This window comes from Calothrix rhizosoleniae SC01, assembly GCF_900185595.1.
Taxonomy (GTDB): Bacteria; Cyanobacteriota; Cyanobacteriia; order Cyanobacteriales; family Nostocaceae; genus Calothrix_A; species Calothrix_A rhizosoleniae.
In genome coordinates this window covers 1-25,571 of sequence record NZ_FYBH01000181.1, presented here as the reverse complement: position 1 = coordinate 25,571, position 25,571 = coordinate 1, and the positions used below count along the sequence as shown (strand labels likewise).

26 protein-coding genes are annotated in these 25,571 nt (G+C 40.6%); 15 read left to right on the top strand and 11 right to left on the bottom strand.

The window, feature by feature from the left end; translation table 11 throughout:
• Positions 1-66: 66 nt before the first annotated feature.
• The gene (locus CALSC_RS11165) at positions 67-2,247 is read right to left on the bottom strand and encodes a recombinase family protein (protein WP_407641908.1); all 2,181 of its coding nucleotides are present in this window, start codon (positions 2,245-2,247) and stop codon (positions 67-69) included.
• Positions 2,248-2,653: 406 nt separating this feature from the next.
• Here CALSC_RS11165 and CALSC_RS11160 point away from each other — a divergent pair, with 406 nt between their 5' ends.
• From CALSC_RS11160 to CALSC_RS25885, 3 genes are all read left to right on the top strand, one after another.
• Positions 2,654-3,997: a proton extrusion protein PcxA gene (locus CALSC_RS11160; RefSeq protein ID WP_088241424.1), complete on the top strand. Its 1,344-nt coding sequence runs from the start codon at positions 2,654-2,656 to the stop codon at positions 3,995-3,997.
• Between the two features lie 393 nt (positions 3,998-4,390).
• Positions 4,391-6,964, top strand: a complete 2,574-nt coding sequence (locus CALSC_RS11155) for a hypothetical protein (protein WP_235006761.1) — start codon at positions 4,391-4,393, stop codon at positions 6,962-6,964.
• A gap of 471 nt (positions 6,965-7,435) precedes the next feature.
• The gene (locus CALSC_RS25885; protein ID WP_143288224.1) at positions 7,436-7,543 is read left to right on the top strand and encodes a photosystem I reaction center subunit VIII; all 108 of its coding nucleotides are present in this window, start codon (positions 7,436-7,438) and stop codon (positions 7,541-7,543) included.
• A 161-nt stretch (positions 7,544-7,704) separates the two neighbouring features.
• Here CALSC_RS25885 and CALSC_RS11150 read toward each other — a convergent pair whose 3' ends face one another.
• The 6 genes from CALSC_RS11150 to CALSC_RS11125 all read right to left on the bottom strand — a co-directional run bounded on the left by CALSC_RS11150 (position 7,705) and on the right by CALSC_RS11125 (position 9,993).
• Positions 7,705-7,824, bottom strand: a complete 120-nt coding sequence (locus CALSC_RS11150; protein WP_088241422.1) for a photosystem II reaction center protein J — start codon at positions 7,822-7,824, stop codon at positions 7,705-7,707.
• Between the two features lie 65 nt (positions 7,825-7,889).
• The gene (locus CALSC_RS11145) at positions 7,890-8,009 is read right to left on the bottom strand and encodes a photosystem II reaction center protein L (protein WP_200817613.1); all 120 of its coding nucleotides are present in this window, start codon (positions 8,007-8,009) and stop codon (positions 7,890-7,892) included.
• A 9-nt stretch (positions 8,010-8,018) separates the two neighbouring features.
• The gene (psbF, locus tag CALSC_RS11140) at positions 8,019-8,156 is read right to left on the bottom strand and encodes a cytochrome b559 subunit beta (protein ID WP_088241420.1); all 138 of its coding nucleotides are present in this window, start codon (positions 8,154-8,156) and stop codon (positions 8,019-8,021) included.
• Positions 8,157-8,165: 9 nt separating this feature from the next.
• Positions 8,166-8,414 carry a cytochrome b559 subunit alpha gene (psbE, locus tag CALSC_RS11135; RefSeq protein WP_088241419.1) on the bottom strand — a complete coding sequence of 83 codons (249 nt, stop codon included), beginning with the start codon at positions 8,412-8,414 and terminating at the stop codon, positions 8,166-8,168.
• Between the two features lie 107 nt (positions 8,415-8,521).
• Positions 8,522-9,541: a photosynthesis system II assembly factor Ycf48 gene (locus CALSC_RS11130; RefSeq protein WP_088241418.1), complete on the bottom strand. Its 1,020-nt coding sequence runs from the start codon at positions 9,539-9,541 to the stop codon at positions 8,522-8,524.
• Positions 9,542-9,654: 113 nt separating this feature from the next.
• Positions 9,655-9,993 (bottom strand): rubredoxin, encoded by a 339-nt coding sequence (locus tag CALSC_RS11125; RefSeq protein WP_088241417.1) that lies wholly within the window; start codon positions 9,991-9,993, stop codon positions 9,655-9,657.
• A gap of 207 nt (positions 9,994-10,200) precedes the next feature.
• On the opposite strand from CALSC_RS11125, the gene ndhC reads away from it, so the two are divergent.
• The 3 genes from ndhC to CALSC_RS11110 are packed head-to-tail and all read left to right on the top strand — an operon-like array spanning position 10,201 to position 11,814.
• Entirely contained in the window at positions 10,201-10,563 is a 363-nt protein-coding gene (gene ndhC / locus CALSC_RS11120) for a photosynthetic/respiratory NAD(P)H-quinone oxidoreductase subunit C (RefSeq protein ID WP_088241416.1), read from the top strand.
• Positions 10,554-11,297: a photosynthetic/respiratory NAD(P)H-quinone oxidoreductase subunit K gene (ndhK, locus tag CALSC_RS11115; protein ID WP_088241415.1), complete on the top strand. Its 744-nt coding sequence runs from the start codon at positions 10,554-10,556 to the stop codon at positions 11,295-11,297. The genes ndhC and ndhK overlap by 10 nt, the downstream gene beginning before the upstream one ends.
• The gene (locus tag CALSC_RS11110) at positions 11,290-11,814 is read left to right on the top strand and encodes an NAD(P)H-quinone oxidoreductase subunit J (protein ID WP_088241414.1); all 525 of its coding nucleotides are present in this window, start codon (positions 11,290-11,292) and stop codon (positions 11,812-11,814) included. Before ndhK ends, CALSC_RS11110 begins: the two co-directional genes overlap by 8 nt.
• A gap of 131 nt (positions 11,815-11,945) precedes the next feature.
• Here the strand turns inward: CALSC_RS11110 and CALSC_RS11105 are convergent, their stop codons facing one another.
• Both CALSC_RS11105 and CALSC_RS26415 read right to left on the bottom strand, forming a co-directional pair.
• Positions 11,946-13,193, bottom strand: a complete 1,248-nt coding sequence (locus CALSC_RS11105; RefSeq protein WP_088241413.1) for a tyrosinase family protein — start codon at positions 13,191-13,193, stop codon at positions 11,946-11,948.
• A 17-nt stretch (positions 13,194-13,210) separates the two neighbouring features.
• On the bottom strand, positions 13,211-13,366 hold the full coding sequence (locus tag CALSC_RS26415; protein ID WP_159460602.1) for a hypothetical protein: 156 nt from the start codon (positions 13,364-13,366) through the stop codon (positions 13,211-13,213).
• Between the two features lie 24 nt (positions 13,367-13,390).
• On the opposite strand from CALSC_RS26415, the gene CALSC_RS11100 reads away from it, so the two are divergent.
• The 7 genes from CALSC_RS11100 to devC all read left to right on the top strand — a co-directional run bounded on the left by CALSC_RS11100 (position 13,391) and on the right by devC (position 20,495).
• Entirely contained in the window at positions 13,391-14,476 is a 1,086-nt protein-coding gene (locus CALSC_RS11100; protein ID WP_088241412.1) for a glycosyl transferase, read from the top strand.
• A gap of 82 nt (positions 14,477-14,558) precedes the next feature.
• A complete protein-coding gene (locus CALSC_RS11095) occupies positions 14,559-15,068 on the top strand; it encodes a hypothetical protein (RefSeq protein WP_088241411.1) in 510 nt (169 codons plus the stop codon).
• Positions 15,065-15,457 (top strand): hypothetical protein, encoded by a 393-nt coding sequence (locus CALSC_RS11090; RefSeq protein WP_088241410.1) that lies wholly within the window; start codon positions 15,065-15,067, stop codon positions 15,455-15,457. The genes CALSC_RS11095 and CALSC_RS11090 overlap by 4 nt, the downstream gene beginning before the upstream one ends.
• Before the next feature lie 85 nt (positions 15,458-15,542).
• On the top strand, positions 15,543-15,956 hold the full coding sequence (locus tag CALSC_RS11085; RefSeq protein WP_088241409.1) for a secondary thiamine-phosphate synthase enzyme YjbQ: 414 nt from the start codon (positions 15,543-15,545) through the stop codon (positions 15,954-15,956).
• Between the two features lie 497 nt (positions 15,957-16,453).
• Positions 16,454-17,755, top strand: coding sequence for an acetyl ornithine aminotransferase family protein (locus CALSC_RS11080; protein WP_088241408.1), 1,302 nt, complete (start codon positions 16,454-16,456; stop codon positions 17,753-17,755).
• Positions 17,756-17,906: 151 nt separating this feature from the next.
• Positions 17,907-19,223 (top strand): HlyD family efflux transporter periplasmic adaptor subunit, encoded by a 1,317-nt coding sequence (locus CALSC_RS11075; RefSeq protein WP_088241407.1) that lies wholly within the window; start codon positions 17,907-17,909, stop codon positions 19,221-19,223.
• A gap of 96 nt (positions 19,224-19,319) precedes the next feature.
• The gene (devC, locus tag CALSC_RS11070) at positions 19,320-20,495 is read left to right on the top strand and encodes an ABC transporter permease DevC (RefSeq protein WP_088241406.1); all 1,176 of its coding nucleotides are present in this window, start codon (positions 19,320-19,322) and stop codon (positions 20,493-20,495) included.
• Positions 20,496-20,538: 43 nt separating this feature from the next.
• Here the strand turns inward: devC and CALSC_RS11065 are convergent, their stop codons facing one another.
• Positions 20,539-23,661 (bottom strand): SUMF1/EgtB/PvdO family nonheme iron enzyme, encoded by a 3,123-nt coding sequence (locus tag CALSC_RS11065; RefSeq protein ID WP_088241405.1) that lies wholly within the window; start codon positions 23,659-23,661, stop codon positions 20,539-20,541.
• An 85-nt stretch (positions 23,662-23,746) separates the two neighbouring features.
• Positions 23,747-24,076 (bottom strand): DUF433 domain-containing protein, encoded by a 330-nt coding sequence (locus CALSC_RS11060; RefSeq protein ID WP_088241404.1) that lies wholly within the window; start codon positions 24,074-24,076, stop codon positions 23,747-23,749.
• Positions 24,077-24,179: 103 nt separating this feature from the next.
• Here CALSC_RS11060 and CALSC_RS11055 point away from each other — a divergent pair, with 103 nt between their 5' ends.
• Both CALSC_RS11055 and CALSC_RS11050 read left to right on the top strand, forming a co-directional pair.
• Complete coding sequence (locus CALSC_RS11055) at positions 24,180-24,776, top strand: Uma2 family endonuclease (RefSeq protein ID WP_088241403.1); 597 nt, start codon at positions 24,180-24,182, stop codon at positions 24,774-24,776.
• An 86-nt stretch (positions 24,777-24,862) separates the two neighbouring features.
• Positions 24,863-25,228 carry a hypothetical protein gene (locus CALSC_RS11050; protein WP_088241402.1) on the top strand — a complete coding sequence of 122 codons (366 nt, stop codon included), beginning with the start codon at positions 24,863-24,865 and terminating at the stop codon, positions 25,226-25,228.
• Positions 25,229-25,571: the final 343 nt, after the last annotated feature.

Genomic DNA, 25,571 nt, shown 5'->3' with positions numbered 1-25,571 from the left:
AAAGGAACTATGCCTGGTTAATAATGAGAAAAAAAGTTATTTTCTCCCCACACTCCCTACACTTCCTCAACTCCCAACTCCTAACTCCTCAATGGAAACACAAGCATTCACCAAAGGTAACAGAGGACCAAGCTGTTCTTGTCCATTTACAGCTAGTTCGCTATGGCACAGGTATAACCTGGTGGATACACGGGCGAGTAAATCTGCCAAAATTCTCTTTAATCGTTGTATTTCTGACAACTGTTCTTCCTCCGCAGTCCAAGGTTCTCCTAACCTATCTAACAAGAAATAAGGTGCACCAAATAAAGTAGCTGCACCCCCTTTTGCCCATAATGGTGAGCCAGTATCCAGCCAAAAATGCCAGGGGTGAGATTGTCTACTAGAACGATATTGGAAGATAGTTGCTAAGGTGACAGCATTAGATAGGGGACCTAGGGGGCTTACTGGGTAGGGATTGGCGGTGATAGTTCCTCGGCGTAATAGTTTGATAAACTCAGCAATAGTATGGTGTTTGTCTCTATCCTCTATATCCTTAAAAGCTGGGTTTTGCCGCAATCTGGTATCAATTTCCCAATAATGTTGAGCTGTTTCCAGTAATTCCCGCAATGCTGCCAATTGGTCGTAGGGCAAGTTGCTACCATTCCACAAAAAACTCTGGATTGCTCGATCTAGGAGGGATATGGGGCTGGGAATCGACCTCAATGCATATTGCGATCGCTGTTGTGTTAACCATGCTAATATTTCACCATAGGCCGTGGTGGCGTTATATCCCAATCGATCCCACCGATTAAAAGCATGGGCTGGTAATAAATTAGGTGTATCCGGGTGGGGTACAAAGCAATAATCGGCGATTAATCCTGCTCTGACGGGATCTATCCGGGGGGATGTGGGAGAATTCTCATTTTTCTCCTCTTCGACTCTCTCTCCCCCCTTACCACTGAGTACTACCAGCATTTCTGCTACCCCATCCCGATCTACTAATCGTCCCAAACCGGGGTAAACAAAAGCCAGGACAGTTAATAAAGCGCGAACCTGGGGGGAACTAATTAAAGAGCGTTGATCATTCAGAGATTTGACCGGAATCCCTTGTTTATTCAGTATTTCTACTAAAGTATAACGAGCGATCGCATCTAAACCAGGAGCAATTATAGCTACCTCTTGGGGTTGTACTTGTCCCCTGTGAATAGCTTGGGCGATGGTTTCTGCTGTTTGTCGTAATAATTGGGCGCGGGAAGTAGTTTGTATGAGCTGTACAGTCTGGGGTAACTGCACTAATGTCATGGGTTCGGTAACTAACTCTACCATTGGTGCAGCTAGCATATCTGCAAGACTACTCCTAGAAAATCCCGTTAATGTTTCTCCCTGACAACGAACTGCTAAACCTTCCATGTAGTTGGGATCTGCTCCTAATCCCCAACGTACAATACCATCTGGATTATAGCTAAATCCACCTACTGCTCCACTCTCCAGCAGCAATTCAAACAGATGTCTGGCGACTGCTGGATAATCTTGTACATCATCAGCAAGTATGCCTTGATAGCGTTTGTATAGTTGTTGTTGGTACTGGGTATTTGTCACCAAGTACTGACTGTAAAGTTCGGTGACAATACCATATGTCAAAAAACCCTGTTCTAAACACCAATTGCGCCAGTCTAAGAGCAAAGAACCTAAAAATTCTGGTTCTAGGTTGGTACTATTAATCTCAGGCAGCAAGGCAGAAGTTAAGATAGTGGTAATATCTTCACTCATGACACCAGCAGAAGCCGCCAATTGCAACAAGTCGAGGATGCGACGCACTAAACGATATTCACCCATCCCCGCACGTCGTAAAGTTTCTTCATCCAATTGCTCACGCCACAGCTTAGTAGCTAATTCTTGCTCTGTTTCTGGGCGCAATCGTACTGGAAATTGTGCCTTTAACTGTAATAAATTAATCAGTAGGGGCCAAAATAAAATTACTTCATCTTGAAAAAAACCCAGAGGAGTTTGGCAACGCACTGGATATTTTCCATGAGTTGAGGTCATAATTTTATCTGACAATTGGCGGCGGTTTTCATTGTTGGCAGCTAAGACTAAAAATCCAGATAATGTTTGATTAATATGTAAATTATTAGGTATGTGAATGCCACTATTATGTTTATTTTTTTTCGTATACAATGCTGGCAAAATAGGGTTTTCCGCTTCCATCCACATGGCAAACTGCTCTACTAAACGGGTAGTTTTACCGCTACGACTAGAACCAACCATCCAAATTGAATCAAAAATCACACAGTTCTCCTGTCCATACTCTCGATCGCCATTCCTAAATTAGATTAAGCTTAAAAGAACCTAGTACAGCATAGTGGAAGTGAAGCATCAATTAACCAGCAACAAAAAGCTAATATTACCAGCTTTTGCAACCAGAGCCAGAAAGACGCAGGGGAGCAGGGAGCAGGGAGCAGGGAGCAGGGAGCAGGGGAGAAACCCCATATATAAATTTGGGGCTTGAAACATTGTTTCGCTATGCTCAAAACCAGAGGAAAAACGGTATTACCCCCTGCACCTTTTCCCCCTGCTTCTTTCGGTCAGATCCCATAAGTATAATTACTCGGCAGTGATGTTGTTCTCTCAGCCTACTTAACTTCTACTTTTTTGTACTAGATAACAGCACCCGATGAATAATTCTGTTTTTCGCAACAAAATTTATCCTCTATTACAGACAGCTTATCGGTGGTACTCAAAAACTCCTGAGTATTTTCTAGAAGTTGCTTATCAAGCTGCTCTCAAAATTAAAGCTATAGAAGATGAACATTTTCATGGTAATAAAATAGCTCCTAGCACTGCAAGCTATAGCAGCAGTGTGATGAATTATTTTCAAGCAGACCTACAAAAGCAATTACAAATTATCGAAATCAGGTTAAAAATATTTAATACTAGTCGCACTTTCTTGCCAGTATCGCCAACAAAAACTGTAGATCAAGAGAGTGAAGAGACTGATAAAATTAATTTAATTTTAGAGCGATTGAGATTTATTGATGAAGTTACAAGTAAATATATTGAAGACGACCAAGTTATTTATGCTGACAAATTAGTTGCTAAAAATAAAGGCTCTACTTCTCTCTCATCAATCACCAATAAACCAAAAATCAAAGAAAAAAAACAATTACCAAGTACCAGACAGCAGCCAGAAAATCGCAGTAAAGCTAATACAACAGGGGTATTACCCCGGTCAATTTTCAACACTATTAACCGTCTGCAAGTTGAATTAGACCCTAATGCGGAACAAGATGTAGTCCAAAAATTCCGCAAATCTCAACAGAGAACCATTATTTCTGTGAGATTTATCTTATTATTAATTGTGGTTCCCATCCTTACACATCAACTCTCTAAAGCTTTTTTTGTTGGCCCTCTTGTAGATAAATTTCAATTATTAGAAAGGTTACATAATTCAGAAGAAGTTGCATTCTTCCTCAATTATGAAATGGAAGAAGAAGCTCTGAATGAATTACATAAATTTGAAGAAAAAGTTCGGTTTGAAAATCTGATTAATGAATCTAATCCTTTATCAAAAGAGCAAATCAAAATTAAAATCCAAGCTGAAGCTAAACATCTAGCTGAAAGGTATAAAAAAAATAGCGATAATGCCCTAAAAAATGTTTTTGCCGATATTTTATCTGTCATCGCTTTTGTGTGGCTGTTAGTAATTAGCAAAAGAGATATTGCAGTCCTCAAAGAATTTGTTGATAATATTGTTTATGGTTTAAGCGATAGTGCTAAAGCATTCATCATTATCTTGTTCACAGATGTTTTTGTCGGATTCCACTCTCCTCACGGTTGGGAAGTAATTCTAGAAGGTGTATCTCGTCATTGGGGTTTACCAGCCAACCATGAATTCATTTTCCTCTTTATTGCTACATTCCCGGTGGTTTTAGATACGATTTTCAAATATTGGATTTTTCGTTATCTGAATCGAATTTCACCTTCTGCGGTTGCAACCTACCGGAATATGAATGAGTAAGTTAACGAGGGAGTAGGGAGTAGGGGCGTGGGAGTAGGGATGCCCCATACTTAAAATAGGGGATTTAATGTTGACGTTTTGTCTGTCGGGCTTGCGCCTCTCCACCCAAATTTTCTTAACTTTCCACGGATAAATCCGGGGGCTATGTCCTACCGGACACGCTATCTCCTTTCAGGAGACGCTTTGCTAACGCGAACAAACCATCCTGGAGTAGGGTATTTTTCCTCTGACCCTACTCCCCACTCTCTACTCCCTACTCCCTACTCCCTATTTTGGTGAAATTTTGTCATCAGAACTGCCTTTCTTTGGTCAATAGCAAATTACTAGGGTAAACTTGCAATCAAGGTAATATTTGTGGTACTTGCTCCCTTGGGAGCCTGGGCATTATTCACCATGACAAACTGGCAATTTCTGATACAAAAACAAGGCGAATATCTTTGGCATCCACTAGAATCACCAACAGTGGAGCTTCCTGAAGGTAGGTATAGAGTTGTGGCTAACTCTAACTACACCAATACCGATGTAGATGTGCGAGTTACTCACTACTCCCATCATGAATCACCACCTAAAAGGTACGTCAAAACGCGATCGCGTCGCACAAGTGCAGATGGATTAATGGCGGTAATTCCATTTACTTTCCTCAAACCAGGAAGTTGGGAATTACGTTGTTCTGGCAACTTAATGTCGGATATGATCGGTAAAGCCTGGAGGTTTAGTGTCCGCCTAGAAATTTTACCAGAACACTCTCATCAGCAGTTAGTCCCAGATGGAGATGGAGATGAATTAATATCCCATCACTCTGGCTCTGCAACCCAACAATCATCTACACACAAGTATTCTCAAGAATCTGTTGATTCTGATATTGAGCAATTAGTAACATCTGCTTCCCTAGATGAAAATAACATGGGGGATGCAACTATCACTATTTCAGCAGAACAGGTAGCGGAGCAAGTAATAGTTACTCCTAACTACCAAACTATAGAAGAATCTTTCAATCCCCCCACAAATGCAAATTTTGATACACCAGCAGAAATTGCTAACCCTGGAGTTAATGCTGTTGATGTGACAAATTTAGCAGAGAATCTGCCTGGTACTGGCAATCCACCACTAGATGAGGTGATTGTCGCCCCAAATAATGGTGATAGCAAATCTAGCAATGAGGAACAGAACCCAGATTTCATTGATGAGCTTGTCAACCCAGTGCTATTGAAAGGGGAAACAGCAGAACAAATTTTACAAAATTTAGCAGATCTAGCCTTACCTACCAATGAACCAGCTTTAGGGTCAGAAAAAGTTGATCCTACACCCCCAAAAATTGCCGAATTACCCCTAACTATTACCTTGGATAGGGAAAATTATTTTGTCTCTTGGGGAGAAGCTTTTACCCTGGATGGAAGGGTAGAATTCAAAGATGTGAGTGCATCTCCGAGAATTTACGAGGGAGAATTACAAATAGAATTGCATTCCCCCCAAGGTGGAGAAGCGATCGCTCAAACCAAGCAAGTTGTAACTCAAGATACCTTACCTTTTAGTTTTACCTATGAGTTACAGGTTCCTGAAGATTGTCAATCTAAACTAATTTTGGCAGATATTAACTTATATGGTGTCCTGGAGAAGGGTGGTGAATTAATCCTTTTAGCGAGCCATGGTTTTACTATTACTGCGGCTGTGACTGAATTATTGGCACTGAGTGCTGCGGCTCAATCTCATACCGCAGAAGAATTACTGGCTTGTTCGGAAATTGCGATCGCCAATAATATCAAAGCCGAAACAAAGGTATCTACACCACCAGATTTACAATTATTCAATTTAGTCAAAACCTTACCCAAGGAACAAACTCTAGTTACCCAACCAAAAGTCACAACATCTTTACCCCCTCGTATAGATCCCTACTCGCTGCAAAAACCAACACCAGGTAAATCACCACAATTACCAAATCTGCCATTTAGTCAAAATCAGAACAGAGGGGTTGTAGTTTCTGACACTAAAACAACAGCAGATGTACCACAAAGAAGAAGTAGGAGTGCGGCTTTACCTTATTTAAAAAAACTACAACCATTATCTACGAGGGAGAAAGCAACTCAATCTGAGCCAATTACAGTCAAAAACCCCCCTGCAACAGAAGCATCACCAACGTTAGAGGATGAAAACCTGAATCAGGTTGAATCCCCAGCTTTACACAGCAATGCTGAACTAATTACCACCACTGAGAATCCTGATTCCGTATCTTCTCTCATTCGCCAATGGATACAAACTCAAGGATACACCATATCTCAACCCATTAATGTACAGTATGAAGATTATGATACCGAGCAGATTTTCAGTCATGAATTGGATGTGGATTCAGGGGTAGTACCAAACGAAACACCGAAAACCATTGATAGTCAGGTGGCTCCTGGGTCAAATCATGGTCATGAATCCATAGTCCTCCAGCAGCAACAATCTGCTTGGTTAGGAAGAGAAATTGTTGTAGATGATATTATTGACCCTGAAGTGGATACTACTTCCGGTGAACTGGAAAACACAAATAGGGACATTGAACAACAACAACCAGCAATTCCACCAGAACCCCTATTATCCCCCCAGGATGATGCTAAATTAGAACCCATACCCATACCAGAGTTATATGTACCCCCCGGAGAATTAATTTCTGGCAAATCAATTACAATTAGGATTGTACTACCCAATTTAGGCCCCCATATTGCCATCAAATTGTGGGTCAAAGACTGCCAAACTCGCAGACTTCTAGGCGCACCAAATATCCTCAAAAACTGGCTAGCTGTATCTCCCCATCATCTCCAGTTAACAACTCAACTCCAGGTTCCCTTCGGTTGCTTACAAATCCAAATTGAAGCGATCGCCATTGATTTAATTACTCAGCAAGAAAGCCACAAAATTAGTATTCCTTGTTCTGTGGTTCCCGACAACTTACCTCAAATAGCTATCAACCAACTAATTGAGATTTAAATTATCTACCCTTCTAGCTTGAAAATGGGGAATGTAGACGCTCGGAGAGCGGTAAGCCATTGCGGTGGACGGGTTCCCCGGCATAAAGGAGGCAGTGCGGTGGACGGGTTCCCCGGCATAAAGCAACTGCCGTCAACTGGCGCAACCCGTAGGGCTTCCCGCAGGGTAGGAGTGAAAGAGTGAAAGAGTGAAGGAATTATTTTCATGCTTGGCTGCATACCAAGATACTCTACGAGAAAGCTGCGCCTATATGAGGACATGAGATGAAAGAGAGTGTAGGGTGTAGCAAGACTTTCTTCTTTTCCCTACACCCTACACCCTATCCCCTACCTTGACAAGTGTTTTAGGACTTCCAGTGAAAAGTCAGGTCGATTTTCCAGTGTTAAAAATCTTGAGAATTTTCAAAAAAATGACAGAATTTGCAGTAAGCTCGTTTTGAATTGTACTGTAACTTCATAGGAATCTATAACTATGGCTGCTTCTTATTTGCCTTCTCTTTTAGTCCCCTTTTTGGCAGTTCATTTTTTTGTGGTCATGGCATTTATGTTCATTTACATTGAACGGGATAGTATTGCCTAAACAACACCATAGCTATTAGCTTCAAAATTAAATATTTATGGAGCTATCAATCTAAATTATTAATACCGCCTACCTCTAAGAGATAGGCGGTTTTTATCTTGCTGATTTATCAAGCAAATTATGAATAAAATCAGACTTCAGGTATTTTCACCATACCTGAATTACATACCTGCTCCCACACCAGCGTAGGAACCATAAAAGAAAATGCCAACAACAGTAATAACACCTAAGCCTGCAACCGTAGCTACGATCCACAGGGGAATTCTTCCGCCTCCAGACACTATTTATCCTCCCACAAATCAAAAACAACAGATTAATAAACAAAGATTAATACTAGTCCGTCAAACTAGTTAAAGAAGTAACTGGAAAATAGAATTCCCAGAACGAAAACTAGTAATAATCCCAAGTAAAGTGAAGTCCGGTTTAATTCTACCGGTTGATTGTTCGTATTAGGGTTTCTATCCATGATTTTCTCTTAGCGTTGAATGAACTGCATGGCAGCGATCGCGCCTAAAAAGAAGACTGTTGGTACACCTAAAGCGTGAACCGACAACCATCTGACCGTAAAAATAGGGTATTGTACGGGTTGGTTTATATTATTGCCACTAGTCATAATTCCAGCCTACTTTCCAATAAATTGCTCAACTTGTTGCTTTGATTCCAAGCGATCGCTCACAATGGGAATTTCTTGTCGTGCCTGAGTGAAATATTCATCAGGACGGGGTGTGCCAAACACATCATAGGCTAAGCCAGTGCTGACAAATAACCAACCAGCAATAAATAATGCTGGAATGGTAACGCTATGAATTACCCAGTAACGAACACTAGTGATGATATCGGAAAATGGACGTTCTCCAGTAGTACCTGACATTTAGATCCCCACCTAAACAAATGATTGCTATTAATGTTTATTATCCTACAAAGTTTAGAATTAGTTACAAATTGCAACTTCTTTCTCAGAAATTTTGCAAATAACACCTAAGCTGGTTCGGCAGGTGCTGAGGTCGCAACACTGGGATTATATTTCAGTAGAATACCGCGATCGCCAACAATAAATCCCTGCTCTGGAGACAAGAAGACTATTTTGTATAAATTGGCGGGAACGCTTTCCACATCCCGGTCTTTTTCCCAAGTTTTACCACCATCACCACTGCGGAGTAAATTACCACTACCTCCACTGACCCAAATTTCATCTGGTGTGCGGTAAGCCAAATCTAGCAAACCCCAACTAGTTGCAAATTCTGGATATTCTGGTTCTAGCCACTCTTCCAGATTATTAGGAGTACTAAATTGGATTTGTCCTCCCCTAGCTAGCATCCACATTTGCCCATTATTGGCAAATCCCATATTTTCTACCCGGCGGGAGCTATTACGATTGTGGGGTTCCCAAGCATCTTGTCCGGGTCGCCAAATTGAGTAAAAATTACCTTTTGCTGAAACCGCGATATACTCACCCTTCGAGGAACGTTCCATGTTCCGCACCACACCCACAGCTTCTTCTACCTGTGCTTTCCAATTTTTACCACCATCAGTGGTTTTATAAATAGCACCCACACTAGTAGCCATTTCGGCGGTATTTTCGTCCAAGGCGACGATGGAAATGGGATTACCTGGTAATTTTGCACTTAAGGGAATATTAGACCAGGAATTACCCCCATCAGTAGTATGTAGGGTTAAGGCTGGTTCCCCCACAATCCATCCTTCCTGACCATGAAAACTAATACCATTAAAGCGGGAATTCGGCTCATCTAATTCTAGTTTGATGGGTTGCCAAGTATTACCGCCATCCTCAGTTCTTAATAAGGTAGCCTTACCACCAACTACATAGCCATGGGATTGATCACTAAAGGCGATATCCAGTAGTTTGGCATCTGTAGGCACGTTAACTACTTCCCAAGGATTGGCGCTAATCGAGGCGACTTTACTACAGCTAACGCACATGAGTAAAACTATAAACAAGGCAAAGATTCGTTGCCAACTTTTGAAAATTGAATGCATTCTAACTTGTTAGTATTCTGTCAATGTTGTGTATACAATTTTTTACGTAATTGAGAGCAAACGCAACCTCATCAGTGGCATCTGCTGTGAATTAAACTGCTGGGAAAGTACTCTTAGTGCAAACCGTACAGACTGATGAAAAATAAGAACCCAAGAGCTAAAGTACCAAAAATCAAAATATTCTTCTGACCAGGTGTTAATGTATTTACACCTAAGCCATAACCAAGATTTTCTTTAAAACCTGATGCTGTACCAGCAGGTCCCACATTGGTAAAGGCTTTTTTGTTAGCGCTGCAAACTGGACAGCGCCAATTTATCGGTAATTCTGTAAAAGGTACCCCTGAAGCAATATCACGCCTGTCATCACCCTTCTCCGGTTCGTAAACATAACCGCAGGCGCGACATTCATAACGATCTAGCACAGTAGTGGTGTCAACAGCTGGTTCGCTCATGGCTTTGGCAAAGTTGATACTTTTGCAGCAAATATTAAATATACGTTACAAATTATGACATACCTGTTACTTTTTTCTATACTTATGGCTCAGGAATCTTATCTGTTTTGGTATCCCTTCCCCAAAATTGGCGAGCCTAGAAATATATAATATATTTACCAGACGGTAACAGAGTTATTTAAACCTAAAAGCGGTAAGATATTAATTGTGTTTGTCCTCAGTGGTTACGAGTACCTTTTAGGCTTTCTACTCCTATGTAGCCTAGTACCCTTCTTAGCTCTTGCAGCATCGAAAATCTTACGTCCCAGTGGGCGTTATCCAGAAAAGCGCACCACCTATGAATCTGGTATGGAACCTATCGGTGGGGCATGGATTCAGTTCAACATTCGTTACTACATGTTCGCTCTAGTTTTTGTAGTGTTTGATGTAGAGACGGTATTCTTATATCCTTGGGCGGTAGCGTTCCACCGTCTGGGTTTATTGGCATTTATTGAAGCACTCATTTTTATTGCAATTCTGGTAATTGCCCTAGTCTATGCATGGCGTAAAGGAGCTTTGGAATGGTCTTAGATGCAAATTTAAAGGGAAAAAAATTGGATCGAGAAACTATTATTAATCCAGTTGGCAGTCCCACAGTCACCCAAGAACTCTCGGAAAACGTCATTCTCACCACTGTTGATGACCTTCACAACTGGGCAAGATTATCCAGTTTGTGGCCCATGTTATTTGGTACTGCTTGTTGTTTTATTGAGTTTGCCGCTTTAATTGGTTCTCGGTTCGATTTTGACCGATTTGGTCTAATTCCCCGTTCCAGCCCTCGGCAAGCCGATTTAATTATTACTGCTGGTACGATTACCATGAAGATGGCACCCCAATTGGTACGTCTTTACGAACAAATGCCAGAACCCAAGTATGTGATTGCTATGGGTGCTTGTACAATTACTGGCGGTATGTTCAGCATGGATTCACCCACAGCAGTACGTGGGGTTGATAAGCTGATTCCTGTGGATGTGTATTTACCTGGTTGTCCTCCTCGTCCAGAAGCAATTATTGATGCGATTATCAAATTGCGGAAGAAAATCAGTAATGATTCCATCCAAGAACGGGGTTTAATCAAGCAAACCCACCGCTACTACAGTACTACTCACAATATGAAACCAGTGGAGGAAGTTTTAACTGGTAAGTATTTGCAGTCCGATGCCCGTTATACTCCACCTAAGGAGTTAACAGAAGGTATGGGTATGCCAGTTCCACCTGCTTTATTGACTTCCCAGTCACAAAAGGAGGAAGTTAACCGTGGCTGAAGAATCTAAACCAGTACCAGCAGAGTCAGAATCTATTGTTCAAGCTGGTAAAGTTTCCCAATGGTTGACAGGTAATGGTTTTGTCCATGAGTCTTTAGAGGCTGATGCAAATGGGGTGGAAATTGTTAAGGTAGAGGCAGATTTTTTACTTCCCATTGCTACAGCCCTCTATGCTTATGGATTTAACTCTCTCCAATGTCAAGCTGGGATTGACCTTGGTCCTGGGCAAGAGTTGGTGAGTATGTATCACTTAATTAAAATCAGTGATAATGCGGATCAACCGGAGGAAGTACGTATCAAGGTCTTTCTGCCTAGGGATAATCCTGTTGTGCCTTCAGTATATTGGATTTGGAAAGCTGCCGATTGGCAAGAACGGGAATCCTATGATATGTATGGCATTATTTATGAAGGTCATCCCAATTTGAAGCGGATTTTAATGCCGGAAGATTGGGTAGGTTGGCCATTACGTAAAGATTATATTTCTCCTGACTTTTATGAATTGCAGGATGCTTATTAAAGGTTTTCTAGATCTATGAGTGTTCATTGTCTAAAAGCCTAAAATAACCCCGACTCTTTAATTAAGTCGGGGTTTTAAGTATTTTTTTTAGTATGCACGTAGCATAGTCTTACTTATTACTTATTACTTCCTTACGGATGGCGCTTGAGAGACACACTAGGCATAGCAAATGGTGGGTTTTCTACTGTTTGACCATCAGTACCAAGTATAAGCATTTTGATATCAAAATTTTCCCCTTGGCTGACACTGAGGTTTAGAGCCTTGGTGATATCCACTGCTCCGTCAAAGGTTACTTTTTGTCCATGATGTCCATGATGTCCATGATGACCATGATGACCATGATGACCATGATGACCATGATCGTGCATACTCATAGAATGCATCCCTTCACCCATGCCAAATAAGAAGACAGAGCCAGCAAAGTGAGGATTTCCATCTATTGGAGATGTATGATCGGCATTAGGCTCGTTGAGGAATATGCGTAACTCGAAAGAGTCAGATGTCATTGGGAGATTATGAATTATTAGTTCAACTCTTGGTTGCATGGATTCCACAGCTCGAAATTTTGCCAACCCAAAAGGTGTAATTACTCGTCTTGAACCCACGGCTGGTTCTGGAAATTCATCATATTGATAGGGAAGATTATTTATATCAAGGATGTCATTTGCTGACATATCCAATTCTTCATAAATCTCCTCAGCTATATCATCTGGAACCACGGCATCTGGATTATTTTGTTGCCATATGTACCATTGACGGTCAACATAGGAGTGGTGCATCCAAAAAATGGGGTCAAAAGCAGCAAAGGTAACGTTACTCATTGAACCACCGTTACCACCAACCCAAACATGGATAAAATTATGGGGATTTTCAATACGTCCGGAAAAATCAACAAAGTTGTTTTCTTGCATGGCGATCGCAACTGGGTTCTCCAACTCGGATAACCTACTAATTTGACCAGGACGACGAATGGTTTCTCCGCCAATTGGTATTTGGGCACTGTAAAGAGGGTTAAGTACTTCTACCCCTTCTGCATCAAAATAGGTACTCTCAGCTACAGCATTAGGTAATCCGTTTCTTTGTGACTCCTGAGAGATCCAGTCCCAGTAAGGTAAAGTGACATCCGGCACATATCTTTGCAATGCCTGTTCAAAACGCAGAAGGTAAGCGCGATGCCAAGGTAAAAATTTTAGTCCACCATGTGGGCACTCCCAATCTGGAAAACCATGTAAACCTGCTATTTGCTCATATCCACCTTCTTCCACTTCTTCTTGTAATAAGGCATATGCAGTGCGTAAGTTTTGCAGTTCTTCTGCACTGAGCTGGTTAATTTCTTTTCTAATGAAGGGAACAGCTGTATCAACTATGTTATCGCTCATAATTTGTATCTATAAAGTTAAACAACTACAAATAAAATTACGATGTGAGACTGTACAATTCCGTAAATATTCAGTAACCCAGATGGGTAGAAAAGTCGGGAATCTGAACAGTGAGGAATATTATTATTGTAGTAGCGATCGCGGTTGAATAGGAGTAATCTAATACTCGACACTTAGTATTCCTCATTTCATCCTACATGAAAAGACCTATTATTTATATTGCCATCACCAACCACGGTTTTGGTCATGCTACTCGTACTGCTGCTGTTGCTGCGACTATCCAAAAGCTATGTCCAGAGGTATTGATCATCATGACTACCACTGCTCCCAGGTGGTTGTTAGAATCTTACATGGATGGAGATTTTATTCATCGTCCCCGACCCTATGATTTAGGGGTTATCCAAGCAGATAGCTTGAATATGGATCAGCCAGCCACTCTGGCAAAATTACGAGAGATTCGCAAAAATCAAAATTCGATTATCGCTTCGGAAGTTAACTTTATCCGCCAAAATCGCGTCAATCTCATTCTGGCTGATATTCCCTTTTTAGCTGCCAAAATTGCTAAAACTGCTGGTATTCCTTGTTATATGATGAGTAACTTTGGCTGGAATTTTATTTACCGAGATTGGGGTGGTGAGTTTCTGGAAATTGCTGACTGGATTGATGAATGTTACTCTGATTGCGATCGCTTGTTTCGTCTTCCCTTCCATGAACCCATGTCAGCTTTCCCCAATATTACTGATGTGGGTTTACCTGGTGGTTCTCCTCGCTATCAGTCAGATAAAATTAGAACTGTTTGGGGAATAGATAAACCGCCAGAAAAAACTGTTTTACTTACTTTTGGCGGTTTGGGTTTACAAGCGATTCCTTACCATAACCTGATAAACTTCCCCGATTGGCAATTTATTACCTTAGATAAATCTGCTCCTGATTTACCTAATTTAATCAAAATTAATCAATCTAAATATCGCCCTGTAGATGTAATGCCAATTTGTGGGCGAATTATTTCTAAACCGGGATTTAGCACATTTTCTGAAGCTACAAGATTGGGAACTCCCATTGCTTCTGTAACCCGCGATACTTTTGCCGAAGCGGCTTTTTTGTTAGAAGGAATTACCAACTATAACCAACATCAAATTATCTCCCTATCAGAATTTTTCGATGGGAACTGGGATTTTCTCCATCAACCACTCACACCACCCCGAAAATCAGAACCTATTGCCAAGGATGGAAATGAAACTATAGCTCATGCTGCGATCGCATATCTACAACAACAATCATAATCGGTTCAACCAGAAACCAATTGATAATTATTCGGTATAAGAAGTTAATTGCTTAATATTTATTTGTTATGAATCACCAATTATGAATTTCGAGCCAGAGTCCACGAAACTATCTAAGTTGACTCTAGACTTCACCTCCCAAGATATACGTCGAGTCTTAGATAAACAAAAAGAAGAACGGCAAATTTTACTGACACAAACTAATATTTTGTTTGTCGTTAACACCGCTCTGTTAAGCGCCCTGACTATTTCCAAGCTAGTTTCTGTATTTAGCTTTTTTAGTGCAATTGAAGTTGGGCTATTTTTGATCAATTTCACATTGTTAATTAATGCTTTATTACCCCGTCAATTCGTCGTCACACCTAATTTAGAAAGTGAGAAATTTCTAGAAACCTATTTAGGAATGCAACCAGAAGAATACCAGGTGCAGATGCTAGTTAACTTCGTAGAGACGTATAATGCAAATAGACAACCATTGAATGATATATCTCAATCTTTGTTTTATGCCGCTTGTGTTACTTGGGGGATTGCTTTGGTCTTATCTTTACATCTGGTAACTGTTTATTTTGTACCTGAATTACAAGGTTTATGAATTCCAATTCCATTGAAGTTACAGATACAGATTCTGGCAAAAGCGTAAATTTGCCTAAACCAGACCGTACTAATATTACAGTGCTTACTTCCAAATTACCGAATAAGCCCATACTACCTTGGACTCACTTCGATTCACCTTGGCTGGATAAGGAAGAAGAGGAAGAAGCATCAACGGAACAGGAAACTTCTACTGAAAATCAAGATAACCAGTCAGAAGCGACTGAGAATCAACTAGAACCATCAGCAACAGACTCAAATTCCTCAGTCGATTCAGACACCCTACAAACAGCTACTCAGCAAACACCAACTCCTGAAACTCCCCAGACTGATGAACGAGGTGTAGAGAATTCCATAATCCACAATCCACAATCTAAAATCCCAAATTAATGTGACCAAAAAATAGACTGGATACAAGCCCCTCGATTGATCGATGAGGTAACTGATAACTGATAACTGATAACTGATAACTGAAATGACTCACTATCAAAAACTACTGAGAATTTCCACCACTGGCAAATCTTTGTATAACATTACTCCCAAGATTGCTGCCATTGTTGCTGAATCAGGAGTCAGAACCGGACTTTGCACCCTATTTTTACGGCACACATCAGCTAGTTTAATCATTCAAGAAAATGCTGACCCTGATGTTTTACTAGATTTAGCTGAGTTTATGGCAAAATTAGTTCCAGAATCGACTCACTATATCCATAATGCAGAAGGGCCAGATGATATGCCAGCCCATATCCGTACTGCTATTACCCATACTTCAGAGCATATTCCCATTAATAATGGTCATCTGGTATTAGGAACTTGGCAAGGAATATATATCTGGGAACATCGACAACGGAATCATTCTAGGGAATTAGTGGTTCACGTTTCCGGTTAATCAGTAATAACGCACGGTTCATCCATTTGAAATCGAGTTAGGAAAAATGCGGAACGTAGTAATCAGGGTTTTAGCGTTTGATTTAGATTGCGAGCGCAAGTAAGCGTATTAATTTTGCCTCCAAATGTCACCAATAAAAAACCTGATTGGCTCCAAATCTTTATTCTCATACCAGTTCAAATAATGTTTGCAATATATAAATTCTTCGTTAGGGCACGGCACCAGTAAGATACTTTTATGTGTTGAAAGATGGTAGATGCCGTGCTCCTACTACTTCTATTAATATACAAGGGTGCGTTAGACTAAAGTTATAACGTACTAAAAGCTATACAAAATTGTGCGTTACGCTACGCGATAACATACCCTACGTCTTTTAAGCCCAAGCGCAGGCTACGCCAACAAAAATCAAATAGTAATCCTATAGAAGCAAAGGCTACTGAAATTAATCAGAGCTTGGCATTTAATCACAAGTAATATTTAAATTAATTCTAAAAAATATGTTAAGTACCTCTACTGAGAAAAAATTACCGCGATCGCCTCATTTAATCACTCCCCTACCAGGGCCTCGCGCTCAAGCTATTGTAGAACGCGATCGCGCTGTTACTTCACCTTCTTATACCCGTGATTATCCCTTGGTAGTAGCTCGCGGTGAAGGCTGCATGTTGGAGGATGTGGATGGGAATGTGTTCCTGGATCTGACGGCGGGCATTGCTGTGACAGCTACGGGACATGCTCACCCAGAAGTGGTAAAAGCAATACAATCACAATCCGCAAAATTACTGCATATGTCGGGCACGGATTTTTACTACGAGCCAATGGTAGATTTGGCGGAGAGGTTAGTTGATAATGCCCCTTTCCCCAATAGAGCCAAGGTATTTTTTACTAATTCTGGGGCAGAATCCACTGAAGGTGCAATAAAACTAGCGAGATATTATACCGGGCGCTCATTGATTGTGGCATTTTTAGGAGCATTCCACGGACGCACCTATGGAGCCATGTCTCTGACGGGTTCTAAGTCAGTACAAAGGGCTGGTTCTGGCTCCTTGGTTCCTGGTGTCACCCATATTCCTTACGGTACCCATGCTAGTTTGGATTATTTAGAGCAGCAGTTATTTTCTTCTATGGTTCCCCCTCAAGAAGTAGCCGCTATCTTTGTGGAACCAATTCAAGGGGAAGGGGGATATATAGTCCCAGAAGATGGATTCTTAGCAAGGCTACGAGAAATATGCGATCGCCACGGTATTTTGATGGTAGTGGATGAGGTACAGTCAGGGATGGGACGTACTGGTCGTTTATTTGCGATCGAACATTGGGGAATAATGCCTGATATCATTACCTCAGCTAAGGGAATTGCTAGCGGTTTACCTTTGGGAGCAATTATTTCTCGACCGGAGTTAATGACTTGGCCTCCTGGTTCCCATGCTACCACCTTTGGGGGTAATCCCGTAGCCTGTGCGGCGGCTTTGGCTACCTTAGACTTGTTAGAAGGGGGCTTGATGGCAAATGCAGCCAAGATGGGAGAATTATTACAAGCAGAATTAAGCAAGTTAAACGATAAATTTCCTCAGATTTCTCCACCTCGCGGTAAAGGTTTAATGGTGGGGGTGGATTTACGGGATGGAGAAGGTAGGCTGAGTCCTCAGTTGCGCGACTCTATTATACATGCGGCATTTTACAAGGGTTTACTTTTATTAGGTTGTGGAAAAGCGGCGATTCGTTTTTGTCCACCTCTAGTAATTGATGAGAGCCAAATTCACATTGCGATCGATATATTAAACGACGTGTTAATTGACATGTAACCATTGAATACAGAGGAAGTTAGCACTATTTTCAATCTGCGATCGCAAATTCTGCAATCAATCTATTGACCAAGTTGACTAAACTGTTTAGTATAGTATTAAAAGGAAGAACTAAGTCGTTTAGTTCAATTAAAAATTTATACTATCTATCATGAATGGTACATTTATTAAAAACTCAATAGTTAGCAGAATCAAGGCGAAGCAAGTTAAAACCTTCGGTATAGCTACAGCTGTTGTATTGGGCGGGGTAGTATTATCTCAAGTTATTAATAGCCAAGCATTACAAACTCAACCAGCAACCCAAGAGCAACAGGTAACTACTCCTGAAATTAAGACAGTAACAGCCTTGGGTAGATTGTTACCAGAGGGAGAAGTAATTGAAATTGCTGCATCTTCATCAGGTCAGGGGAATCAAGGTAATAAAATAGATAAGTTATTAGTCAAGGAAGGTGACAAGGTAAAAGCGGGACAGGTAATTGCAGTTCTGGATAATAACAACAAACTCAAAGCTGCATATGCAAAAGCCAAGGAAGGGGTAGAAGTTGCAAAGGCTAATTTAGCGAAAGTTCAAGAAGGTGCTCAAACTGGAGAAATTAACGCTCAAAAAGCGGAAGTTGCTAGGATTCAAGCACAATCACTAGGTGAGGAAAGAGCGCAACGGGAAACTTTAGGAAGATTAGAGGCGGAGTTAGAAGGAAATAAAGCTACACAAAAAGCGACTATCAGAAGGTTGGAAGCGGAATTAAATAATGCTAAATCGGAATTTAGGCGCTATGAAAAGCTATATAAAGAAGGTGCTACTTCTCAATCTAATTTTGATAGCAGACGTTTGCAGGTAGATACTTTTGCTCAACAATTAAATGAAGCTAGAGCTACTTTAGAACGGCAAATCAGAACGGGAAATAGGCAAATTAAAGAAGCAAAAGCTGTTCTCAGTCGGATTCAAGAGGTGAAGACTCAGCAAGTAAATTCAGCGAAAGCAACCCTGAATAAAATTAGTGAAGTTCGTCCGGTAGATGTAGTTGTTGCACAAGCAGAATTAAGACAAGCAATAGCATCAGCGCAAGAAGAAAAAGCTAATTTCGAGCAATCTTTTATCAAAGCACCCAAAGACGGTGTAATTCTCAAAATCAATAATTATCCCGGTGAAAAAGTTTCTGAAGATGGACTTGTTGAATTAGGACAAGTCGAAAATATGATGGTATTAGCTGAAGTTTACCAATCCCATATTACTAAAATAAAAATCGGTCAAAAGGTTCGAGTCAAAAGTACTTCTTTGAGTAATGAATTACGAGGTAAAGTAGATGCTATTGGTTGGAAAATACAGCGACAAAATGTGATTAATGCAGATCCTAGTGAAAATATTGATTCTAGGGTTGTGGAGGTTCGTGTACGTTTAGATCAAGAGTCTAGTCAAAAGGCGGGTAAGTTGACTAATTTGCAGGTAAAAACAGTATTTGAATTATAAGAATCATACCAAATTGCTTTCAAAGATAGAGAGTAAGGTGGGCAATGCCCACCCTACGATATTTTCAAATTCATAGATATCAAATCTAAAATAATCATGCTGGGATTTATTCAAAAAATTCAACGTCGTACTCCCTTGGGTTGGTTACAACTAACCCGTCATAAAGGACGTTTTCTGGTGGCAATTTCCGGAATTGCTTTTGCTGATATTCTCATGTTTATGCAGCTGGCTTTCCAAGCTTCTCTATTTGAAAGTAATACTCGTCTTAATTCAGCTGTACTTGCAGATATTGTCTTGATTAGTTCCCAAGCCAAAAGTACTGCGAATTTGTCCACATTTCCTCGAAATAGATTATTTGCAGCATCCGATGTACCGGGGGTTAAAACTGCGGAACCAATGTATATTGGGATGGTGTCATGGAGAAATCCCCAAACACGGAAAAAAGTTCAGGTACAAGCAATTGGATTTAATCCCGAAGTACCGGCTTTAAATATACCCGAAGCTAACGCTCAAGTAGATAAAATTCAACTACCGGATACCTTTTTATTTGATAAAGGTGCAAGGGGAAACTACGAGCAATTATTTGCTCAAGTCGCAGCAGGAAAGGAAGTTTCCACAGAGATAGGTAAACGGACGATTACTGTCAATGGACTATTTAAATTTGGTGCTTCTTTTGCAGCAGATGGGATGTTGATTTCGAGTATAGATAATTTTTTACGGTTGTTTCCTTCACAACAAGCAAGTAGTGTGAATGTTGGTTTAATTTATCTGGAATCAGGATATGATCCTGCTACAGTTGTAAGTCAATTAAAAAAGCATTTACCAAATGACGTTAAGGTTCTCACCCGTGATGGATTTGTTCAGTTTGAGCTAGACTTACTGACTAAAGAAAGTCCAATTTCTATCATTTTTACTTTTGGCGTGTTGATGGGGTTTTTGATTGGTGTCATTATTGTTTATCAAATTCTTTCCGCAGATGTAAATTCCCATTTGAAAGAATACGCTACATTCAAGGCAATGGGTTATGGAAATAATTATTTATTAGGAGTGATTTTTGAAGAGGTAATCATTATTGCGATCGCAGGTTTTATTCCCGGTTTCCTGATTCCATTAAGATTATATTCTTTGGCTGCGGCGGCAACAAATTTACCTATATATATGACAGCCACACGAGCTATTACTATTTTTATTTTAACTGTAATTATATGTCTAATTTCGGGAGTGCTGACAACTCAAAAGTTACAATCGGCTGATCCGGCTGATCTGTTTTAAAGATTAAGAATTGTAAAAGGGAAAAGGGCTAAAGCATAAAGAGCTACTTAATAATCTTCTCAAACGCGCAGACAACCCGAAAACCAAAACTGCTGTAGAAGTAGTCGCGCTCCATTCTAATGTTGATGCAGCGGTACGCAGAGCGGCAGTACTCAGGATTGATGTCCCAAGAGCCGCCTCGCAAAATAGCTCTACCAAATTTTTCAAAAAGATTATCATTACCATCAAACCAAGGACTACCATCTGTAGGGACACCTTTGTAATTATCATGCCAATCATCAAGGCACCATTCCCAGACATTGCCATGCATATCATATAAGCCAAAGGCATTAGATGGAAAACTTCCTACTGGTGTGGTTTGTCCTCGGTTTTCTCCTCTGGGATCATTACCATAACTGTATTCGTCGTTATAATTTGCTAAATCGGTGGTAATTGTCTCACCAAAATGAAAAGGTGTAGTTGTTCCTGCACGACAAGCATATTCCCATTCAGCTTCACTGGGAAGGCGATATTCCCGTCCTGTTTCCCTGGAAAGTCTGGCACAAAATTCTACCGCATCGCACCAAGATACCTTCTCCACAGGAAGGCTATCACCTGTGAAGGAAGAGGGATTTAGTTCTAAATCTTGGTTAACTTTGGATAGTGCTGCTACTGCTTTCCACTGTGCTTGGGTTATTGAATATTTACCCATGAAGAAGGGTGGAACGGTTACTTTATGTTGAGGACGCTCTGAGTCAAAACTACCTGACTCATTTGCCAAAGCGCCCATGATGAAAGTACCACCGGGAATAGCAACCATATCTAAGGTGACATTCTTTCCTAAATCTTCGGTAAAATATTGGGCATACCGATGCCATTGAATTTCTTGCCCTTGAGCATTAAGGGTGACAACATCAAATGCAAATAGAAAGTAATTAGGAAGTTTAATATACTCTTGGGGAATTTTAGCTCTAACTACTCGAATGCCATTTTCTTGTTGATTACCTAATTGAGGATCTTGTATTACTGGATTCTCTTGCACTTCATTTCTAGTTGGCAGTCTATAATAAGACACTCCATCACGACTTTTTGAACTCAACCAATTACAGAACTCAAAGACATTTTGCCAACTAATGCCAGTAATCGCTCTTTTGGCACTTCCTGGTTGAAAATGGGACTGTGAATTTAATCGCTCATCAACAAAAAGTTGGTACTCTGCACAGGTAATATAGCTAGTATCAATTTCTAAGTTTTCATCAATCTCCGTGAAATTATTTAGCCTCCGTGACAGCTTTACTTCTGCTGCTAACTTGGCAATTTTTGGTTCTGGAGATTCTAACCCCTCCTCTAGTATTTCCTCCAGTCGTTCCCTTACTGCTGGCTCCACCTTCAAACTTTCTTGCAGACAATCTAAAGCTAGAGTTAATGATGCAACACTGAGATTTTCTATAGCTTTGTGAATCAGATTTGTAGCATCACCTTGAACCGCATACAAGCGGATAGTTTCTGCCCACCAAGGATTATCCAAGTTTTCAACTAAAATACTATCCTGCTGTAATTCCTTCACCTGTGCAGCCGCTAAATACTCTTGAAAACTCAAATGGGCAAATTCATAAACCCCTAACTCTCTTTCCATTAATAACCCACTCACCTGTTTAATCTGCTTCAGGAATTGAGAGGGATTTACACTACTACCTGCAACCCTTTCTAGTTCATCTGCAATCAATTCTTGTCCTAGTTGGGGGGTAAATTCCCTCGTTTCTCTTGACATCAAAGCTAATGCAAGGACTTGCAGCACCGATTTATTTTGTTCTGCGGTAAGTGGAGTCTTGATTTTCTTGGCTTCCTGACGTGAACCCAAGATCAAATCACAAATTTTCTGGTATAGTTCTCCCCTGCGCCCTGGTAATGCACTACCACAATAATGAACTGTAGCAATCATTGTCACCAACAGTGGGTTCTTCGCCATATCTGAGATAGCGCGATTAGAAATAATTCGCTCAATTAAATTGTCAGCATTATTTTCAGCTTCAGCCCTGACTGCGGGAGTATCCCTCCCTGCACGACTCATAATTTCCGTTTGCACATACCAACTACGGATAAATTGCTGCATCTGCTCTGAGTTGAAGGGAAGCACTTCTAGCACGGTTCCCACTTGCTCCACAGGTGCGCTCTTATAGCCGTGGGGACGGGAAGTAATTATAAAAGCAGCTTGGCAATAGATTTGCATCTGCTGATTTACCCAGTGACTCACCTGCTGGCGTTGGGATTCATCGGCGACTTCATCCAACCCATCCAGCATCACCAACAAATTACCTGTGTTTAACTCCTCTTCTACCCAATCAGGAGGAGGAGTCAAGGCTTGAGATGCGGGTAGGTTGCGAATATGTTCCTGAATCAGTTGAGGTAAGCTGGGCGGTGGTTCGGCGACAATCAAATTACGAATATCTCGCAAATACAAGAGTATGGGGATGAATTTTGGCGCTTTGTATTTACCGTGGTGTTTCTTGGCGTAGGTGAGGGTTAAATGGCGTAGCAGGGTGGTTTTTCCCGAACCAGGAGGACCAATTACTGCTAAACGGCGATAGTTGGAGAATTTTTTATTGGTGGTTTGGGCTAAAAAATCCCAAATTGTTTGACTCTCGGTGTCAATGTGTGGCGAAATCATCCCTCCAGGTATATTTTCAGGAATTTCGGGATCAACTCGCAAGGGTACAAACACATCCTCTAAATCCAGCACGGGTAAACCAATACGAAATCCCTCGATTTTGAATTCCCGGAAATAGTCAACTAAACTCCGATAATAACTGCGCTGGAATTGAGGGTTTAAACTCCACCAGAAATCTATGACAAATGTTTTCAAGCCCTTGACAATCCAGGTTGCGAGGGGCTCCTCTGCTTTCTCTAACTCCTCTTCAATCTGGTTGAGAACGCGGTTAGTTACCCCAAACACAAACTTATATGCGATCGCAACTATTGTAACAGCGATCGTTAATATTCCTGATGCCAATGCTGCTTGTGGATTTCCAGCCATGAGGAAACCAACTGTTCCCGATAATCCCAATCCGGAACCAGATAAACCCAGGTATTTGATTATCTTTTGCACCCTTTGATTTCTGGCTTGGCGGCGTGCATCAGTAGATTGTTGTGGAGAGAGAGATTTTTCTGCTGGGTTCTTGTTTGACATTGGTTGTGTGGGTATGCTCGCAAGTTTGTATCCAACCACACTTGAAATTAAACCTTAAAACATGAGGAATTTGATACGAGTTTTATTAAAAATTTATCTGCTGATGGTGTTTTTGAGCTTTTAATGCCCTTAAACGTTGGATTAACGGTGAAGGATTAGCACACCACTCTTGATAACGTTGTTCGCGCCACTTTGCTAAACGTGCCATATAAGAATCCATCTGAGGACGATTATGCAGATAGTAAGTAATAGTAGCGTGAATCTGCTCTAGAGTAAGAGTGGGTAAGTTAGCAGCTATTTCTTCTGGTGTATACCCTTCTAAATAATAATCCAGCACATTATCTACGCCGATGCGATGACCTTTGATACGAATGTCATCCGGTGACAAAAATTCAAAATAATCTTCTAATTGCATCGGTTTGTACGGGGATGGAGTCTGATTCTATTTTACTGTGCGATCGCATTTAGTAGAATATGATTGAGTACATGGAAGATTGCGATCGCTTCCATAAAAAATTATGCAAGTTACTGAAAAAACCTCCTACACCCCAGAAGAATATTTAGCACTAGAAGAAACTGCTGAATATAAAAGTGAATATATTGACGGGAAAATCATTCCAATGGCAGGTGGATCTACCAATCATAATCAAATATCAATCAACTTTACTACTGAGTTAAATGTTGCTTTCAAAAGACAAGATTACCGAGTCTATATGGTTGATGTTCGCCTATGGATACCGAAAAGGCGAATTTATACTTATCCAGATGTGATGATTGTGATGGGGGAACCAGAATATTTTGATAACCGTACAGATACAATTACCAATCCTCAAGTCATTATTGAGGTACTGTCAGATTCAACACAAGCATATGACAGGGAAGGAAAGTTTCAAGCTTACCGGACTATACCTACTTTTAAAGAATATTTGCTCATTAACCAAACTAATATTTATGTGGAGCAGTTTTCTAAGACTGGAAATAAGCGGTGGACACTACGAGAATACGATGAAGAAGATGAGATGATTTCCTTCGATTCCCTAGCTTTTGAAATTTCTATGCAGGATTTATATAACAAGGTGCAGTTGTCAACGCATGAGAACAGGGATAAGGGATGATTTAGTGGATATGGAGAATTTATATATGCAGATGAAATGGGTAACAAATTAGAATAAGAGCAAGATATTTAGGTTGTACTTTAAATATGTCACTCGAATTCTTAAATGCACCCCAATCCCCGCTATCTAATAACTTGAAGGTGACACTCCTCATAGAAACCCTCCCTTCTGGGAAAGTTGCTGCATCTGTTTTGGAGTTTCCGGACTGTCGAGTAGAAGCACAAACACCAGGAGAAGCTATTAGCCAAATAAAAACCACATTTTTAGAACGGCTCAAGCATATTCAAGCAATTTCCTGGGACGTACCACCAATTAAAGATTTACAACCTAGTTGGATGCAATTTGCAGGTGTCTTTAAAGACGATCCAGATTTCCAAAAAATGATGTCAGCAATTCAAGCCGAACGAACCTCGGATGATGAATCTGAAGTTGACCCCTCATACTACTTGTAGAAGCGGGTTTTGCCCAACTCTAAGAAATTGTATAGACTCAGCCTACTTCTGAATACTCCCCCTACATTTCCCTCGGGTCTCAGTATATTCTCGATACCGATCATGTTTCATTAATTCTCCGCAATCATCCGCAAGTTATCGAACAAGCTTCCCTACATCCAATTGCTATTACTATAATTACGGTTCAAGAACTTTTTAATGGCTGGATTGGAAAAATTAATGATCCTTCACAAGTGAATAAGCTACCTACACTCTACACAAAATTTTGGACAACCATAAAATATATCCAGACAGTTGAGGTACTGAATTTCACACCGGAGGCTGAAAACTGCCTCAAGCAACT

Coding starts and splice junctions, on each gene's coding strand:
- CALSC_RS11165 (WP_407641908.1), bottom strand. CDS start 2,247: ATGGTTGGTTCTAGTCGTAGCGGTAAAACTACCCGTTTAGTAGAGCAG.
- CALSC_RS11160 (WP_088241424.1), top strand. CDS start 2,654: ATGAATAATTCTGTTTTTCGCAACAAAATTTATCCTCTATTACAGACA.
- CALSC_RS11155 (WP_235006761.1), top strand. CDS start 4,391: ATGACAAACTGGCAATTTCTGATACAAAAACAAGGCGAATATCTTTGG.
- CALSC_RS25885 (WP_143288224.1), top strand. CDS start 7,436: ATGGCTGCTTCTTATTTGCCTTCTCTTTTAGTCCCCTTTTTGGCAGTT.
- CALSC_RS11145 (WP_200817613.1), bottom strand. CDS start 8,009: ATGGATAGAAACCCTAATACGAACAATCAACCGGTAGAATTAAACCGG.
- psbF (WP_088241420.1), bottom strand. CDS start 8,156: ATGACTAGTGGCAATAATATAAACCAACCCGTACAATACCCTATTTTT.
- psbE (WP_088241419.1), bottom strand. CDS start 8,414: ATGTCAGGTACTACTGGAGAACGTCCATTTTCCGATATCATCACTAGT.
- CALSC_RS11130 (WP_088241418.1), bottom strand. CDS start 9,541: ATGCATTCAATTTTCAAAAGTTGGCAACGAATCTTTGCCTTGTTTATA.
- CALSC_RS11125 (WP_088241417.1), bottom strand. CDS start 9,993: ATGAGCGAACCAGCTGTTGACACCACTACTGTGCTAGATCGTTATGAA.
- ndhK (WP_088241415.1), top strand. CDS start 10,554: ATGGTCTTAGATGCAAATTTAAAGGGAAAAAAATTGGATCGAGAAACT.
- CALSC_RS11105 (WP_088241413.1), bottom strand. CDS start 13,193: ATGAGCGATAACATAGTTGATACAGCTGTTCCCTTCATTAGAAAAGAA.
- CALSC_RS11100 (WP_088241412.1), top strand. CDS start 13,391: ATGAAAAGACCTATTATTTATATTGCCATCACCAACCACGGTTTTGGT.
- CALSC_RS11095 (WP_088241411.1), top strand. CDS start 14,559: ATGAATTTCGAGCCAGAGTCCACGAAACTATCTAAGTTGACTCTAGAC.
- CALSC_RS11090 (WP_088241410.1), top strand. CDS start 15,065: ATGAATTCCAATTCCATTGAAGTTACAGATACAGATTCTGGCAAAAGC.
- CALSC_RS11085 (WP_088241409.1), top strand. CDS start 15,543: ATGACTCACTATCAAAAACTACTGAGAATTTCCACCACTGGCAAATCT.
- CALSC_RS11080 (WP_088241408.1), top strand. CDS start 16,454: ATGTTAAGTACCTCTACTGAGAAAAAATTACCGCGATCGCCTCATTTA.
- CALSC_RS11075 (WP_088241407.1), top strand. CDS start 17,907: ATGAATGGTACATTTATTAAAAACTCAATAGTTAGCAGAATCAAGGCG.
- devC (WP_088241406.1), top strand. CDS start 19,320: ATGCTGGGATTTATTCAAAAAATTCAACGTCGTACTCCCTTGGGTTGG.
- CALSC_RS11065 (WP_088241405.1), bottom strand. CDS start 23,661: ATGTCAAACAAGAACCCAGCAGAAAAATCTCTCTCTCCACAACAATCT.
- CALSC_RS11060 (WP_088241404.1), bottom strand. CDS start 24,076: ATGCAATTAGAAGATTATTTTGAATTTTTGTCACCGGATGACATTCGT.
- CALSC_RS11055 (WP_088241403.1), top strand. CDS start 24,180: ATGCAAGTTACTGAAAAAACCTCCTACACCCCAGAAGAATATTTAGCA.
- CALSC_RS11050 (WP_088241402.1), top strand. CDS start 24,863: ATGTCACTCGAATTCTTAAATGCACCCCAATCCCCGCTATCTAATAAC.